The sequence below is a fragment of the Brevundimonas sp. 'scallop' genome, from assembly GCF_011045535.1.
Taxonomy (GTDB): Bacteria; Pseudomonadota; Alphaproteobacteria; order Caulobacterales; family Caulobacteraceae; genus Brevundimonas; species Brevundimonas vesicularis.
Window position 1 is genome coordinate 1,425,441 of sequence record NZ_CP039382.1, and the last position, 15,709, is coordinate 1,441,149.

A 15,709-nucleotide genomic window follows, 5' to 3' on the forward strand; every position below is an offset into this window, starting at 1 on the left:
CGGGTTTCTATGATCCGCACCAGACGCCGCCTCCCTTTCCGGCGACCCCTTACGGTTGGATTCCACGACGTGTTGAGCAAGATTTTCGGCTGGTGGGAGGGCGCCACGATCGGCACCCGGTTCACCATCGCCAAGCGCGGTCGCTTCGTCGGCCAGGACGAGAACGGCAATCGCTATTACGAGAGCCGCGACAACGTCAGCTACGACGGCCGCAAGCGTCGCTGGGTCATCTATGACGGCTATGCCGAGGCGTCCAAGGTGACGCCCGACTGGCACGGCTGGCTGCACTACACCTTCGACCTGCCGCCGACCGAGCAGCCGCTGCCGCGTCGCGCCTGGGAGAAGGAGCATCTGCCCAATCTGACCGGCACGCCCCTGGCCTGGCGTCCGCCCGGCTCGCTGGCCGGCGACGCCAAGCGCCCGGCTGCGACCGGCGACTATCAGGCCTGGACGCCCGAGTGAAAATCCGCCGCATCCTGTTGGGCGCGGCGTCCGTCGCGGCCGTGCTGAGCGCGGGCGCAGTGACCGCCAGCGTGCTTCAGGACGCGCCGCGCGATGCGCGTCCGGTCCAGGATCCGATCGGCGACATTCTGCGCACGACGCCGGCCCAGCCGTCTGTGCCGACCGAAACGCCGCCCGCGGGCGCACCGGCTCCACGCTCTCCGGTCGCCGTGGCCCCGCCGCCCAACGTCGTCATCGCCGAGGACGCCGCCGTCGAGGAAAAGGCCGAGGAGGAGGTCGCGGCCGAGAAGCCCGTCGCGACCAAGGCCATCGACCAGCCCGCCACGCCGGCGCGTCGCCAGCGTCGCAAATTCGCGATCATCCAGGCCATCGACAAGGTCACCGCCGAGACGATGAAGTTCGAGGTGGAGGTCGGCGGTCGTCCCGTGCGCTTCAACCAGAATCTGATCTTCGCGGCCCGCGCGTGCGAGGTGACGACGCCGGACGAACTGACCGAGGACGCCATCGCCTATATGGACGTCTCGCTTCAGCCGCGCGGCCGGCAGGAGGGCCGCCAGATCTTCCGCGGCTGGATGTTCGCCTCGTCGCCTGCCGTCAGCGGGGTCCAGAACCCTTATTACGACGCCTGGGTCGTCGGCTGTAAGAACTGAGCTTTGACGCCGCGAGGAGGCGCGCCATGCATCACAACAAGCCGCCCAAGAAGACCGAAACGGTCGAAATCCGACTGCCTCACGCGACCAAGACCGCCTTCATGGCCCGGTGCCGTGACGAGGGCCGGACGGCCAGCGACGCCATCCGCCGCTTCATAGACGCCGAGTTGAACGCGACGTCGTCCACGCGTCCTCAGCTTCGCCTGGGCTGGCGACCCCTGCTGGCCGCCGCCGTCGCGGGCCTGGCGCTGGGCGCCGTCGCCGCGCCCTCCCTGGCCCAGTCGTCGCCCACCCGCGCCGATTTCGACCGGCTGGACCGCAATCACGACGGCGTCGTCAGCTTCGATGAGTACCGGGCGCGTTAGCGGATGCGGACCAGGAACCGGTCCCGCTGAAGGTTCAGCCACGTCCACGGTTTGAACAGGCTGGCGCCCGGTTTCCATGAGGCCAGCACCACCTCGGCCCGGCCGATGATGTTCTCGGCCGGCAGCAGGCCGACGCCGATCTCGGGCGGCCAGCGGCTGTCCAGCGAGTTGTCGCGATTGTCGCCCATCATCAGATAGCAGCCCGCCGGCACTCGGCGCACAGGCGTGTCGTCGCCCGGCAGGTCCGGCCCGCCGTCGTATGTGACGTAGGATCGTCCGTCGGCTAAGGTCTCGCGCACCTGCTGGACCCGTCGCTGCGGCGCATCGTGATCGGCGACGACATCCAGCCGGGTCTGTCGCACCGGGTCGCCATTGACGAACACAACGCCGCCCCGCACCTGAACCGTGTCGCCCGGAAGGCCGACGACGCGCTTGATCCAGGCCTCGCCGGGGTCGCGCGGCAGGCGGAACACGACCACGTCGCCGCGTCTCGGCTCGCCCCCGAACAGCCGTCCCGGCGACATCGCCGGATTGAACGGAAGAGACGCCGTGCTCCAGCCATAGGGATATTTCGACACGACGATATAGTCGCCGGTCACCAGCCCCGGCTCCATCGACGACGAGGGGATGGTGAAGGGCTGGAACAGGACGATGCGGATCGCGAGCGCCAGGATGATGGCGAAGAGCAGCGTCAGGGCGATCTCTCGCACCTCGCGAAGAAGGGACGGACGGGGCGGGGCTTTGAGCGGGGTCTGGGTCATGCCGCCATTGATCGTCAGGCCGGCCGAAGACGCTAATGCGAACCTGTCGGGACAGGCCCCAAATCGTGTCCGGACAGACTAGGCGCTGGCTAAGGCGACCGCTTCTGCGCCGGTCAGGGGTGCGAGCAACGCGCCTTGGTCCGGCCTGACCGACAGCGCGGGCTGAAGCCGCTCCAGATAGGTCGCTTGCGGCGTTTCAACCGCACCGAACTGGCTGAGATGGTCGGTCAAGAACTGCGCGTCCAGCAGGTCCCAGCCGCCCTTTCGCAGGCGCGCGACCAGATGCACCAGAGCGACCTTGGACGCATCCCGTTCGCGACTGAACATGCTCTCGCCGAAGAAGGCCCCGCCCAGCGACACGCCGTAAAGGCCGCCCACCAGCCGCTCGTCACGCCAGCACTCGATGGAATGGACGAAACCCATGGCGAACAGGGCGGCGTACAGCCGCCGGATCGGGCCGTTGATCCAGGTGTCTTCGCGATCCGGTCCTTGCGCCGCCGCACAGCCGTCCAGCACCGCTTCGAAGGCGGTATCGACCCGCACCTCGAACGGCTCGCCCCGCACGGTGCGGCGTAGGCGGCTGGGGATGTGGAAGGCGTCCAGCGGAATGACGCCGCGCTGTTCCGGCTCGATAATGAAGACGCGCGGATCATCGCGCGCCTCGGCCATCGGAAACACGCCCCGGGCGTAACAGGCCAGCAGGTCCTCGGGGCCGAAACCGCCGAAAGGCCCGCTGGCGCTGAAATCGGGGTCGGTCAGGCGTCACCCTTCTGACGGGCCGCCCATTTCTCCAGCCAGTGGATGTCGTAGTCGCCCGACAGGATGTCAGGCTCGGCCAGCAGCTTCTGAAACAGGGGGATGGTCGTGTCGACGCCGCCGATGACGACCTCGTTCAGCGAACGCTTCAGACGGGCGATGGCCTCTTCGCGGTCGCGACCGTGCACGATCAGCTTGCCGATCAGGCTGTCGTAATAGGGCGGGATCGAATAGCCGGCGTAGATGGCGCTATCCAGGCGCACGCCCAGGCCGCCCGGTGCGTGGAAGTCGGTGATCTTGCCCGGCGACGGCGTGAAGGTCTCCGGGTTCTCTGCGTTGATCCGCACCTCGATCGCGTGGCCCTTGAACTCGATATCGTCCTGGGTGAACGACAGCGGCAGACCGGCGGCGATGCGCACCTGTTCACGCACCAGGTCGACGCCGGTGATCATTTCCGTAACCGGATGTTCGACCTGCAGGCGGGTGTTCATCTCGATGAAGAAGAACTCGCCGTCCTCCCACAGGAACTCGATGGTGCCGACGCCCAGATAGCCGATGGCGGCGATGGCCTTGTTGACCGTCTCGCCGATCTGCTTGCGACCCTCGGCCGACAGGGCGGGCGAGGGGGCCTCTTCCAGCACCTTCTGGTGACGGCGTTGCAGCGAGCAGTCGCGTTCGCCCAGGTGGACGACATTGCCGTGGCTGTCGGCGATGACCTGGATCTCGATGTGGCGCGGCTTCTGGAGGTAGCGCTCCATATAGACGGCGCCGTTTCCGAAGGCGGCCTTGGCCTCCGACTGGGCGGTCTGGACCGCTTCGACCAGATCATCAGGTGTCAGGGCGACCTTCATGCCGCGTCCGCCGCCGCCCGCCGCCGCCTTTACAATCAAAGGGAAGCCGATGGACTTGGACGCCTCGATCGCGGCCTCGACGGTCTCGACTTCGCCATCCGAGCCGGGGACGACGGGGATGCCGGCGTCCTTGACCGTCTGTTTGGCGCTGATCTTGTCGCCCATCACCCGGATATGCTCGGGCTTGGGGCCGATGAAGGTCATGCCATGGGCCTCGACGATCTCGGCGAAGCGGGCGTTTTCGGACAGGAAGCCATAGCCAGGGTGGATCGCCTGGGCGCCGGTGATCTCGGCCGCCGCGATGATCGAGGGGATGTTCAGATACGACTTTGCGGCCGAGGCGGGGCCGATGCAGACGCTCTCGTCGGCCAGCCGCACCCACATGGCGCCGCGGTCGGCTTCCGAGTGCACGGCGACGGTGGAGATGCCCATCTCCTTGCACGCCCGGTGGATGCGCAGCGCGATCTCGCCGCGGTTGGCGATCAGGACCTTGGTGAACACGGCTTAGGCTTCCAGCAGGACGAGGGGTTCGCCGAACTCGACCGGCTGGGCGTCGCCGACCAAGATTTCGGCCACAACGCCGTCGCGCGGGGCCTGGATCGGGTTCATCGTCTTCATGGCTTCGACGATCAGCAGGGTCTGACCCTTCTTGACCTTGTCGCCGGGCTGGACGAAGGCCGGGGCCTCCGGCGAGGCCTGCAGATAGGCGGTGCCGACCATCGGCGATTTCACCTCTTCGCCGGCGCGGGCGACGATGGTGGCGGGGTCCGACGGCATGGCGGCCGGCGCAGCAGCGGCGGCGGGCGCAGCGGCGACCGGGGCGGGGGCGGCGGCGTACTGAACCGGGGCGGCGTTGATGGTGACTTCGCGCGCCACGCGGATGCGCAGTTCGCCGCGCTCAACCTCGACTTCCGTCAGATCGGTCTCGTTCAGGATCTCGGCCAGCTGGCGAACCAGGGCGGCGTCGATTTCGGCGTGTTTCTTGTCATCGGCCATTGGAGTTGCGCCTTGTCTTTCGTGGTCTTTGATAAACGGGACGGGGCTCAGCCGCGTTCCCGAACCTGGGTGAGGGCCGCCTGGACGGCCAGTTCATAGCCCGCCGCGCCGAAGCCGGCGATGACGCCGGTCGCCGCGGAGGACACATAGGAGTGGTGGCGAAACGCCTCGCGCGCCGCCGGATTGGACAGATGCAGCTCGATCACCGGTATCGACAGCGTCTTCAACGCATCGTGCAGCGCCACCGACGTATGCCCATAGGCCGCCGGATTGAGGATCAAGGCGTCGGCGCCCTCGCGCGCCTCCTGGATCCAATCGACCAGCACCCCTTCATGGTTGGTCTGGCGAAACACGATCTGCGCCTTGCCGGCCGCCCGGACGCAGCGCTGCTCGATGTCCGCCAGGGTGTCGCGGCCATAGATGTCCGGCTCCCGAACCCCCAGCAGGTTCAGATTGGGGCCGTTCAGCACATGAATGACGGGCGTTTCGGCCATGGTTCCAGAATCGATCCGGCGCAGCGCGGCGCAAGAGGGGCCTTTTAGCGGACGCAGGGCGTGGGTCAAACGCTCGCGGCGTCGAACCTTCCCCGACGTTACATGGGATGGCGTGGAATTCGCAGCGCCGGCCGCCATCGTCCCTGGTCGGGACGGCCTGTGGGAGCGCCGAGGATGCGCCAGGACGGCAAACTGATCCTGAGAACCGTGGTGGCGACCTTCGCGGCCCTGGCCGTCGCGGTCGGCGCCTTCCTGTTCGAGGCGGGCTGAGCGCACAGTCTGGCGAACTGGCCTGTCACCGTCTATCTGACGCGCGACGGTCGGAGAGGCGAAGGTCAGGGAGAATGCGCGTGCACCAAATCCATCTCAACGGCGAGCCGCGCCAAGTCCAGGCCGCCACCATCCTGGCCCTGGTCGAGGAGCTGTCGCTGGACCCGCGCAAGGTCGCCGTCGAACGCAATCTCGAGATCGTGCCCAAGTCCCTTCACGCCGCCACGCCGGTGGCCGCAGGCGACCGCATCGAACTGGTCCAGTTCGTCGGTGGCGGCTGATCAGATCAAATCCGGCTACGACGGGTTCCCCCGCGCGCCGGAGAGGCCTAGGTCAGCACCTATGACCGATACAGCCAACGAAACCTGGTCCGTCGCCGGCCGCACCTTCAACTCGCGCCTAATCGTGGGCACCGGCAAGTACGCCGACTACGCCCAGAACGCCGCCGCAGCCGAGGCGGCCGGGGCCGAGATCGTCACCGTGGCCGTGCGCCGGGTGAACCTGTCCGACCCGACCCAGCCGATGCTGGTCGATTATGTGAAGCCGGATCGCTTCACCTTCCTGCCCAACACCGCCGGCTGTTTCACGGGCGAGGATGCGGTGCGCACCTTGCGTCTGGCGCGCGAAGCCGGCGGCTGGAGCCTGGTCAAGCTGGAGGTGCTGTCCAACACCGCCCATCTGTATCCCGACATGATCGAGACCCTGCGGGCGCTGGATTTGCTGATCAAGGACGGCTTCGACGTCATGGTCTATTGCACCGACGACGTCGTGATGGCCAAGCGGCTGGAAGACGCCGGGGCCGCCGCCATCATGCCCGCCGCCGCCCCGATCGGCTCGGGCCTGGGCATCCAGAACGAGGTCAATGTTCGCCTCATCGTCGAGCAGGCCAAGGTGCCGGTTTTGGTCGACGCGGGCGTCGGCACGGCTTCGGACGCGACCCGTGCGATGGAACTGGGCTGCGACGCCGTTCTGATGAACACCGCCATCGCCGGGGCGAAAGATCCCATCCGCATGGCCCGCGCCATGAAACACGCCGTCATCGCCGGCCGCGACGCCTATCTGGCTGGGCGGATGGCCAAGCGGATGTATGCCGATCCGTCGTCGCCGCTGGCGGGTTTGATCTGACCCACTCGTCTCCTCCCCACGCGTGGGGAGGAGGACCGCCCCCGGGTCTCGCCGAAGGCGAGCCCGAGGACAGGCGGCGCGGTGGAGGGGCGCTTGACGTCCCACATACGCCTGCGAGGCGCGAAGAGCCCCTCCGTCTCTCCGCTGCGCTTCGAGCCACCTCCCCATGACATGGGGAGGAGACGATGCTCAGCCATGGCAATGACGCTGGTCCATCCGCTGCGATTTCAACCACTTGCCGATTTATGTCCCCCGTCTCCCATCCAAGGGGTCACACGGGCCCATAATACATCCGTCTCGTCGCATGGAGGGCTCGCTTGGCCTGCGACCTTGCGGCGAGAGCGGATGGAACGGGAGCGGGTCTGAAACGGTCCGCGTCGGCGGCGACTCATGGAGCGCCGTCGGAGGGTCGAGGGGGATACTCGGCCGCACTCGGGACGGTCCTCGCAGGGACCGCCGACCCGTCGCAGGCTTATGGGGTTAGGCGATAAGACCGCCACCGCTCGGCGCCCCGAGCTTGCAGGCCAACCTTCCGCGCGGAGCGTCCATCCTTCGTCGAAACGGTAACACTACAAATCAACTCCGGGCGAAGGCCCGGCGCTCCGCCCAGCCCTCCAGACTTCGCTGCGACCGCGCGAAGCCGATAACCCGTGTCCGGAGAGCCGCATGGCCCGTCCCAAACCTCGCCGTCCCAAACCCGGTCGCGGCCTCCCACCGCCCTACAGACAGACGCCCGAGGAAGAGGCCGAGGATGACCGTCTTCGCGCCCTGCTGGAACTCGAATACATCCGGCTGGACGCCATCCTGGTCGAGAAGCAGGCCGAGGCCGCCGAACGGGCGCGCATCAGGGCGATGAATGGTCATCCGCCCGCTGAGCCGGTCGCGCTTCGCCCCGCCGAATTTCGGGTCGGAGATGTCTTCGCTAGTCGTCCAGCAGCGCCTGCAGCAACGGATGGGCCAGGACCGGGGCCGCCAGGCGCACCACGGCCTGGGGGTCTTCCAGGCGGACGGCCGCCGTCGCGTCGGCGACGATGAAGTCGGCGTGGGTGCGCGACGGTTCGGTCAGGCGCTCGTGACCCGGACGCACCGTCGCCAGATATTGCGCCACGACCGAATCCGCCGATCGGCCCCGCTCGGCCTGGTCGCGCAGCAGGCGGCGGATGAAGCGGATGTCGGCCGGCGTGTCCACAAAGACGCGGATGTCGAACAGGGCGGTCAGGTCGGGGGTGCACAGAACATGCGTACCCTCGACGATCACCACCTCGGCCGCCGGGATCGGCTCGCCGCCCGGCTCGCGGCCGTGATGGATGAAGGAATAGACCGGCGCCGTCACCGCGCGCCCGGCCTTTAATGTCGTCAGGTCTGCGATCATCAGGTCGTGATCGCGCGCCGACACATCGTCGAAGTCGAAGGTCGCGGCGTCGAAGCCGGGCAGGGAGGCGGCGTCCTTATAATAGCTGTCCTCGCGCACCAGCACGGCCGACCCTTCCGGCAGGGCCGAGACCAACGCCTCCGCCAGGGTGCTTTTGCCGGAGCCGGAGCCCCCCGTGATCGCGATCAATATGGTCATGGGCGGCCTTCTAGAGCGGTCGCGCCGCCAACGCCACGGGGGACGATCCGCCGCGCCGTGGCTGACGCTACGTCACGTTGCTTATCGCTGATCACCGATGTTAGCGTCGGTTCAAGCGTCGCATCAAAGCAGACGCATCCAAGGGACAAGGATACGACATGCTGGGCTTGATGCAGGACTGGCCGCTGACGGTCGACAAGATCATCGACCACGCCAAAAACTGGCATGGTGAGCGCGAGGTGGTGACGCGCTCGGTCGAGGGCCCCATCGTCCGCACGACCTACGCCCAGATCCACGAGCGGGCGAAACGCGTGTCCAGCGCGCTGAAGGACTGGGGCGTCCAGCCTGGCGACCGCGTCGCCACCCTGGCCTGGAACACCGCCAACCATATTGAGGCTTGGTACGGCATAATGGGCATCGGCGGGGTGTGCCACACCCTGAACCCGCGTCTGTTCCCCGAACAACTCGTCTACATCATCAATCACGCCGAAGACCGGATCATCTTCGTCGACCTGACCTTCGTGCCGCTGCTGGAAGCCATCCTGCCGCATATCCCCCACGTCGAGCGCGTCGTCATCATGACCGACGCCGCCCACATGCCGCAGACGAAGCTGCCCAAGGCCGTCGCCTATGAGGACGCGATCGCCGGTCAGTCGACCGACGTGGTTTGGGGCGACTTTGACGAACAGACGGCCTGCGGCCTCTGCTACACCTCCGGCACCACGGGCAATCCCAAGGGGGTGCTGTATTCGCACCGCTCCAACTTCCTGCACACCTTCATGGGCCTTCAGGCCACGGTGATGGCCGCCACGCCCAAGGAGGTGATCCTGCCGGTCGTGCCGATGTTCCACGCCAACGCCTGGGGCATCGCCTTCGCCGGCCCTGCCGCGGGCACCAAGCTGGTGATGCCGGGCGCCAAGATGGACGGTCAGTCGATCTATGAACTGATTGAACAGGAGGGCGTCACCTTCTCGGCCGCCGTGCCCACCGTCTGGCAGGGTCTGTTCGCCCACATGAAACAGAACGGGCTTGGCTTCTCGACCCTGAAACGCGTGCTGATCGGCGGTTCGGCCTGCCCCGAAAGCCTGATCCGCGGCTTCCAGGACGATTTTGGCGTCGAGGTCACCCACGCCTGGGGCATGACCGAGACCTCGCCCATCGGCACGATCGCCAACCTGCCGCCCGAAATCCTGAAGCTCTCCTACGACGAGCAGATGAAATACCGCCTGAAGCAGGGCGTGCCGCCGCTGGGCGTCGAGCTGAAGCTGAAGGATGAGGCTGGCGCCGAACTGCCGCACGACGGCGTGACCTTCGGGCGACTGATGGTCAAGGGCCCGACGATCAGCCGCGCCTATTTCAAGGAAGACGGCTCGATCCTGGACGACGAAGGCTTCTTCGACACCGGCGATGTGGCCACGGTCGACGACCTGGGCTTCATGCAGATCACCGACCGCGCCAAGGACGTGATCAAGTCTGGCGGCGAGTGGATCAGCTCCATCGAAATCGAGAACATCGCCGTGGGCCACCCCAAGGTCGAGATCGCCGCCGTCATCGGCGCGGCCCACCCCAAATGGGACGAGCGGCCCGTGCTGATCCTGAAGCTCAAGCCCGACGAGACGCTGGACAAGCAGGAGCATCTGGACTTCCTGACCGGCAAGATCGCCAAATGGTGGATGCCCGACGATGTGGTCGCCGTGGACGACATCCCGCTGGGCGCGACCGGCAAGATCGACAAGAAGCTTCTGCGCGACCGGATGAAGGACTATCGTCTGCCGACCGCTGCCTAACCCTAGAACCGGAGCCTGAATGCCGACCAGAAAGCCCGTACCCGCCATTCTGCCCTGGCTGACGGCGCTTGCGGCGGCACCCTTCGTGCTGATCGTGGCGGCCGTCACGGCGACGCGGTTCGGCGGGCTCGATCTGGCGATCGGCTACGACCTGCTGACCTGGACCGTGGCGCGCATCCTGGCCTGGGTCGGTCTGGCGGCGGCTCTGGCGGCGGCGGTGCTGGCGCTGCGTGACCTGAAGGGCAGGGGTCTTTATGCGCTGGCGGCGCTAGCTCTCTCGGGCGCGACCGTCGCCGGCTTCGTGCTGCGTCAGGGCCAAGATGCGACGCCCCATCCACGTGACGTCAGCACCAACCTGGACGAGCCGCCTGGCCTGCCGCGCGCCGCCGGCGTGCGCAGCGGCGCGCCGCAGACCTGTGACGGTGTGGACGCCATCCCGACCCAGGTCCTGGCCCAGCAGGCGACCTCGGCGCTGGTCGACGCCGGCTTCGTCGTCACCCGCGCCACAACCTTCCAGGTCGAAGCCGTGCACGCCGGCGCCTGGTTCGGCTTCGCCACCGACGCGGTCGTTCGGATCCGCCCTGGCCGCACCGACATCCGCGTCGCCGCACGCGGCAGCCGTCCCGACGGCGGCGCCACCTGCCGCCTCGCCGCCAAGATCACCCGAAACCTGGAGGCGGGACGCTAAGCCAGCCGGAACTGCGCCGACAGGCCGGGCACGTCATCGCTGATCGCCGCGCCGTCCTCGACCAGCTTGATCAGATGCGCCAGCACCGACAGCGAAGCGGCCGGCCACAGCCGCTGATCGACTGCGGCGTACTGAACCGGGACCATCTCGGCGATCGTTCGATCCCCCGCCGCAAGCCGCTGGAGCACTTGCGCCTCCCGCTCCAGCCGATGCGCGCGATAGGCCTCAAGAAACGGCCGCACCTCAGTCACCGGCGCCCCGTGCGTCGGCCACAACACGTCGAAGTCGCGTGCGATCACCGCCTCCAGACTGGCCATATACTGCCGCATGTTCCCATCCGGCGGCGCCACGACCGTCGTCGACCAGCCCATCACATGGTCGCCGCAGAACAACGCGTTCTCTTCGCGCAGAGCGAAAGCCATATGATTTGACGCATGACCAGGCGTGAATGTCGCCTCGATCGTCCAGCCGTCGCCTTCGATGACCTCGCCGCCCGCCAGCACCACATCGGGCGCGAAGTCCGCATCGTCATCTTCATCGAGCGCACCCGATGCATGCGTTTCCCGCACCGGAGGCCGGGCCGCCCAAATCCGCGCTCCGGTCGCCTCGGCGAACGGCCGGGCCAAAGGCGCATGATCCCGGTGCGTATGCGTCACCAGCACATGGCTGACCCGCCGCCCCTCGACCGCCGCCATCAGCGCCGCCAGATGCGCATGATCCAGCGGCCCCGGATCGATCACCGCGACCTCGGCCCCTTGGTCCGATCGGCCGACAATATAGGTCCCCGTCCCGGTAAAGGTGAAAGGCCCCGGATTGTCTGCAATCACCCGCTCGATCAAAGGCGACACCTGATCGCTACGCCCATAGGCGAAGTCAAACGTCCTCACGAACGGGATCATCGCCACCCCTGCGTTTGGCGCAGAGCTTGCGTTAACGTCTCGGTAATCATGTCTGGAGCGCCCACAATGGCCCGTTCGATCGCCAACGCTGTATCAAATCGGCTTCCGTTCGTCGCGGCGGCGATCCTGTGTCTCGCCGCGGTGCAACTGATCGCCGCCTCCTGCACGCCGGAGCCCGCACCCTATGCGGCGCGGGTGATGATCCAACGCTAGAGGCCTACTCGCGGCGTACACGGAAGGGCGGATCGTTCGCCACCTTCATCATGTAGCTTCCCAACGCCGCCCTCCGCACAGTCACTGGATACTGCCGCTCAGCCGAAAAGAGCACGTTTACGCCGTCGGTCTTTCGCCACACGGAGCCGTCATTCAGCGTGATTGACCATTCGCCCCTGCCAAGGTTTCGGGCTGATGTCATCGTCGCCGAGATGGACTGCAACTCTTCCGACCGCCCTGACCCGCTGAAGGGGTTCAAGCCTGTGACGTTGAAACCGAACAACCGGCGTTGATTCTGCTCCACATCCTGCCGGCTGACGATCGCGACCTCGCCGGCGGCTGCCAATCGAGCTGCGGCGGCGTCGAAACACGCTAGCCGGGCGGCGTTGGCCTCAATCGTCGTGCATTGCGTGACGGCTCCGACCAGGTCGCTCCCCGACGAAGACAAATCTTGCTGCGCCAGAGCATGGTTTGACCAAAAAACAACCGATGCAACCGATAGAACGATGATTTTCTTGGCGCTTACGACAGCTGAGCGGGTCATAATCTTCTTCGTCTCATTAAGTTGGCGGCCAGTATATCACTAGAAATCAAGGTGTGTCCGATGTCGCTGTAGCGATTACGGTGTGTCGTCTTTGCGACAGGCGTGTCGCCAATGTGTTCAAGCGCCACCTTCTCGCTGGACTTGGCACCTGCGTTGGTATGCTCTCGCGCCCAACCGATCGCATGGTCGGCAAATGGCTAATGTATTGAGCAGTTCGTTTCTAACGAACTTGGCTCTTCTGGGAGAACAAGCCTTGAACACCAACAGATATCGTCGTGGCCTGCTGGCAACCACGATCATCGGCGGCGCCGCTTTGGCGATGGCCGCTACGCCCTCGTTCGCACAGTCGGCTGACGACCAAGCGACCGACGTCGGCGAGATCGTCGTCACGGGTTCGCGCATCGCCCGTCAGGACTACCGTTCGACCAGCCCGATCGTCACCGTCACCGCCCAAGACTTCCAGGCGACGGGTTCGGTCACGATCGACACCTTGATCAACGATCTGCCGCAGTTCACTCCGTCGATCTCGTCGACCTCGAACAACCCGTCCAATGGCGGCCAGGCCAACATCAACCTGCGTAACCTCGGCTCGAACCGCACGCTGGTTCTGATGAACGGCCGTCGCGTCGTGCCGTCGAACTCGGACGGTTCGGTTGACGTCAACCTGATCCCGACGGCCCTCATCAAAAACATTGAAGTCATCTCTGGCGGCGCCTCGGCGGCCTATGGTTCGGACGCCCTGGCTGGCGTCGCAAACTTCATCCTCGACGAGAATTTCTCGGGCGTTCAGGTCGACGCCCAATACGGTGAAACCGATCGCAGCGACGGCAAGACCGAAAGCTACTCGGTCACTGTCGGCGGCAACTTCGACGACGACCGTGGCAATATGGTGCTGTCGCTGGGGCGCTCGACCCGCGACGTGATCTTCAACGCCGCGCGTGACTTCTCGGCTGTGTCCGGTCCTTCGGGCACCTCGCCGCTGGGTTCGACGATCTTCGACAGCAACAACCTGCCAAGCCTCGCTTTGGTCAGATCCTATTTCAACAGCCCGACGCTGGTCGAAACGGGCGCGTTCGGTTTCAACGATGACAACACGTTGTTCTCGTACACCGGCAAGCTGAACGTCAAGAATCCGGCTGGAGCCGGCGCGGAATACACGGCGCCCGGCGCCAACTACACGTTCAACACGGGTCCGCTGAACTATCTGCAACTGCCGCTTGACCGTTACAACGTCTACGGTGGCGGCCGTTACAAGATCAATGACAACGCTGAAGTCTATGCCAATGCGTTGTTCACCCAGTATGTCGCCGACACCGAACTGGCGGCTAGCCCCGCGGCCAGCGGCACCGGCTTCCGTGTCCCGGCGACCAACCCGTTCATCACTGCTGATCTCCGCAGATTCCTGAACTCGCGCGCCAATCCGAATGGTTCGTTCCTGCTGAACAAGCGCTTCACCGCGCTGGGCGGTCGCCACTCGACGGAAGAGTACAACATCTATCAGATCACCACGGGCGTCCGCGGTCAGGTTCCGCAAAGCACCTGGACGTATGATGTTTATGGCTCGTATGGCCGCGTTTCCAATACGACCACTCAAACCGGCAACGTTTCTCGCTCGTCGGTTCAGCGACTGCTGGACGCTGCGGACGGCGGACGCAGCCTCTGCGCTGGCGGTTTCGATCCGTTTGGCGTGACAGACCTGTCTGCCGAGTGCATCAACTACATCGGTCGTTCGGCGCGTAACTCGACCGTGACCGAACAACGGGTCATCGAAGCGTCGCTTCAGGGCAAGGCGTTTGATCTGCCGGCCGGTGAAGTTCGTGTCGCCCTCGGCGCTCAGTATCGCCAAGACGACTTCGCCTTCGGCGCCGACTCCTCGCTCGCTCAACAAAACGCCGTCACGCCTCACTTGGGCGCAAATGGCCAGCCGGACGGCGGCAACGTCGGTGGTTCGGAAATCGCCGGCTTCAACCCGACGCCTTCGCTGAGCGGTGGTACGAACTCAAAGGAACTGTTCATCGAAGCGCTGGTCCCGCTGCTCTCGGATCTGCCTTTCGTCGAGCAACTGGATCTGAACCTCGGCTATCGTTACGCCGACTACAGCACCGCTGGTGGCACGCAGGCCTATCGTGCGGAGCTCGACTGGACTGTCGCTGGCGGCCTGCGCGCTCGTGGCGGCTATAGCCGCTCGGTCCGCGCACCTTCGATCGGGGAGCTGTTCGCCACGGCGAGCACGAACTTCCCGAGCATCGGCGCCCCCTCGGCTACGGGCACCGGTGGTGACCCCTGCGACATTCGCAGCAGCTTCCGCCAGGGCTCTAACGCCGCTGCCGTCCGTGCGCTGTGCTTGGCGCAAGGGATTTCGGCCCAGGCGATCGATCGCTACACCTTCTCTAACAACCAGGTCGAAAGCCGCACCGGTGGTAACCCGAACCTGTTTGAAGAGACGTCGGACAGCTGGTCGGCCGGTCTGGTGTATCAATCGCAGTTCGCGTCGCCTTGGCTGTCGGGCTTCTCGGCTTCGATCGACTACTACAACATCGAAATCACCGACGCGATCGGATCGATTGCGGCCGACGACTCGCTGGCCGGCTGCTTCAACGTCACGGGCGAAAACTCCACCTTCAGCAACGCCAACAGCTATTGCCAGCTGTTCAGCCGCGATCCGCTGTCCGGCAACATTGTCGGCGCGATCGAAAATCAGGCCAACCTTGGCATGATCAAGACGTCTGGCGTCGACTTCCAGGCCGACTGGGCCTTCAACATCGCCGACATCGGTGGTGGTGACTGGGGTCGTCTGAAGTTCAACACGGTCATCAGCTGGCTGGAGAACTATGAAGACAACGTCGTCGAGGGCGGCGCCTTCACTGACCGTACGGGCACGATCGACAGCACCTTCGGCAACACCTTCCCGGAATGGAAAGCCCTGACCTCGGTGACCTGGGCGAGCGGTCCGTTCTCGGTCGGCGCCCGCTGGCGCCGGGTCGGCGAAATCACAGTGATCAACACCACCGAGGTTCTGCCTTCCATCGACTACTTCGACCTGAATGGGTCGTGGTCCATCAACGACACGGTGTCGCTGCGCGGCGGCGTGAACAACCTGACCGACGAACAGCCGAACGTCTTCGTTCCCGGCGTTCAGGCCAACACCGACCCGTCGACCTATGACGTGCTGGGTCGCCGCTACTACGTCGGTCTGACGGCCAAGTTCTAAGGCCGGTCAACGACACGAGACTGAGGCGGCGGAGCAACGCTCCGCCGCCTTTTTCGTTTAAGCGGCG

The 15,709-nt window shown here is 65.7% G+C and carries 18 protein-coding genes; 9 read left to right on the forward strand and 9 right to left on the reverse strand.

Annotation, left to right across the window (positions count from 1 at the left end; all coding sequences use genetic code 11):
- Positions 1–69 precede the first annotated feature (69 nt).
- From E4341_RS07040 to E4341_RS07050, 3 genes are read left to right on the forward strand one after another with little or no spacing between them, the layout of a single operon-like run.
- Positions 70–462: an NADH:ubiquinone oxidoreductase subunit NDUFA12 gene (locus tag E4341_RS07040; protein WP_026108621.1), complete on the forward strand. Its 393-nt coding sequence runs from the start codon at positions 70–72 to the stop codon at positions 460–462.
- The gene (locus E4341_RS07045) at positions 459–1,112 is read left to right on the forward strand and encodes a DUF2155 domain-containing protein (protein WP_091747568.1); all 654 of its coding nucleotides are present in this window, start codon (positions 459–461) and stop codon (positions 1,110–1,112) included. Before E4341_RS07040 ends, E4341_RS07045 begins: the two co-directional genes overlap by 4 nt.
- Before the next feature lie 26 nt (positions 1,113–1,138).
- The gene (locus E4341_RS07050; protein WP_165116175.1) at positions 1,139–1,477 is read left to right on the forward strand and encodes an EF-hand domain-containing protein; all 339 of its coding nucleotides are present in this window, start codon (positions 1,139–1,141) and stop codon (positions 1,475–1,477) included.
- Here the strand turns inward: E4341_RS07050 and lepB are convergent.
- The 5 genes from lepB to aroQ form a co-directional block, all read right to left on the reverse strand.
- On the reverse strand, positions 1,474–2,238 hold the full coding sequence (lepB, locus tag E4341_RS07055) for a signal peptidase I (protein WP_165116177.1): 765 nt from the start codon (positions 2,236–2,238) through the stop codon (positions 1,474–1,476). The two genes, E4341_RS07050 and lepB, sit on opposite strands and share 4 nt — an antisense overlap.
- Positions 2,239–2,316: 78 nt before the next feature.
- Positions 2,317–2,907, reverse strand: coding sequence for a leucyl/phenylalanyl-tRNA--protein transferase (gene aat, locus E4341_RS07060; RefSeq protein ID WP_240893637.1), 591 nt, complete (start codon positions 2,905–2,907; stop codon positions 2,317–2,319).
- Positions 2,908–2,993: 86 nt separating this feature from the next.
- On the reverse strand, positions 2,994–4,346 hold the full coding sequence (gene accC / locus E4341_RS07065; protein WP_055808513.1) for an acetyl-CoA carboxylase biotin carboxylase subunit: 1,353 nt from the start codon (positions 4,344–4,346) through the stop codon (positions 2,994–2,996).
- Positions 4,347–4,349: 3 nt separating this feature from the next.
- The gene (gene accB, locus E4341_RS07070; protein ID WP_165116179.1) at positions 4,350–4,841 is read right to left on the reverse strand and encodes an acetyl-CoA carboxylase biotin carboxyl carrier protein; all 492 of its coding nucleotides are present in this window, start codon (positions 4,839–4,841) and stop codon (positions 4,350–4,352) included.
- 47 nt (positions 4,842–4,888) lie between these two features.
- A complete protein-coding gene (gene aroQ, locus E4341_RS07075; RefSeq protein WP_137721405.1) occupies positions 4,889–5,335 on the reverse strand; it encodes a type II 3-dehydroquinate dehydratase in 447 nt (148 codons plus the stop codon).
- A gap of 344 nt (positions 5,336–5,679) precedes the next feature.
- Here aroQ and thiS point away from each other — a divergent pair, with 344 nt between their 5' ends.
- The gene (gene thiS, locus E4341_RS07080; RefSeq protein WP_055755162.1) at positions 5,680–5,886 is read left to right on the forward strand and encodes a sulfur carrier protein ThiS; all 207 of its coding nucleotides are present in this window, start codon (positions 5,680–5,682) and stop codon (positions 5,884–5,886) included.
- Positions 5,887–5,947: 61 nt separating this feature from the next.
- Positions 5,948–6,730, forward strand: coding sequence for a HisA/HisF-related TIM barrel protein (locus E4341_RS07085; RefSeq protein ID WP_039247919.1), 783 nt, complete (start codon positions 5,948–5,950; stop codon positions 6,728–6,730).
- Between the two features lie 576 nt (positions 6,731–7,306).
- On the opposite strand, the gene E4341_RS07090 is transcribed toward E4341_RS07085, so the two are convergent.
- On the reverse strand, positions 7,307–7,594 hold the full coding sequence (locus E4341_RS07090) for a hypothetical protein (RefSeq protein WP_165116181.1): 288 nt from the start codon (positions 7,592–7,594) through the stop codon (positions 7,307–7,309).
- Positions 7,595–7,652: 58 nt separating this feature from the next.
- Positions 7,653–8,300, reverse strand: a complete 648-nt coding sequence (udk, locus tag E4341_RS07095) for a uridine kinase (RefSeq protein WP_165116183.1) — start codon at positions 8,298–8,300, stop codon at positions 7,653–7,655.
- A 158-nt stretch (positions 8,301–8,458) separates the two neighbouring features.
- Here udk and E4341_RS07100 point away from each other — a divergent pair, with 158 nt between their 5' ends.
- Both E4341_RS07100 and E4341_RS07105 read left to right on the forward strand, forming a co-directional pair.
- A complete protein-coding gene (locus tag E4341_RS07100; RefSeq protein WP_165116185.1) occupies positions 8,459–10,087 on the forward strand; it encodes a long-chain-fatty-acid--CoA ligase in 1,629 nt (542 codons plus the stop codon).
- 19 nt (positions 10,088–10,106) lie between these two features.
- Positions 10,107–10,775 (forward strand): DUF1499 domain-containing protein, encoded by a 669-nt coding sequence (locus E4341_RS07105; protein ID WP_165116187.1) that lies wholly within the window; start codon positions 10,107–10,109, stop codon positions 10,773–10,775.
- Here the strand turns inward: E4341_RS07105 and E4341_RS07110 are convergent.
- Positions 10,772–11,674, reverse strand: coding sequence for an MBL fold metallo-hydrolase (locus E4341_RS07110; protein ID WP_165116189.1), 903 nt, complete (start codon positions 11,672–11,674; stop codon positions 10,772–10,774). The genes E4341_RS07105 and E4341_RS07110 overlap by 4 nt on opposite strands.
- Before the next feature lie 66 nt (positions 11,675–11,740).
- Between E4341_RS07110 and E4341_RS07115 the strand changes: the two genes are divergently transcribed.
- Positions 11,741–11,887 carry a hypothetical protein gene (locus E4341_RS07115; RefSeq protein WP_165116191.1) on the forward strand — a complete coding sequence of 49 codons (147 nt, stop codon included), beginning with the start codon at positions 11,741–11,743 and terminating at the stop codon, positions 11,885–11,887.
- Between the two features lie 4 nt (positions 11,888–11,891).
- Here the strand turns inward: E4341_RS07115 and E4341_RS07120 are convergent, their stop codons facing one another.
- Positions 11,892–12,431, reverse strand: coding sequence for a hypothetical protein (locus tag E4341_RS07120; protein ID WP_165116193.1), 540 nt, complete (start codon positions 12,429–12,431; stop codon positions 11,892–11,894).
- Positions 12,432–12,684: 253 nt separating this feature from the next.
- Between E4341_RS07120 and E4341_RS07125 the strand changes: the two genes are divergently transcribed.
- Entirely contained in the window at positions 12,685–15,642 is a 2,958-nt protein-coding gene (locus tag E4341_RS07125; protein WP_370458472.1) for a TonB-dependent receptor domain-containing protein, read from the forward strand.
- Positions 15,643–15,709: the final 67 nt, after the last annotated feature.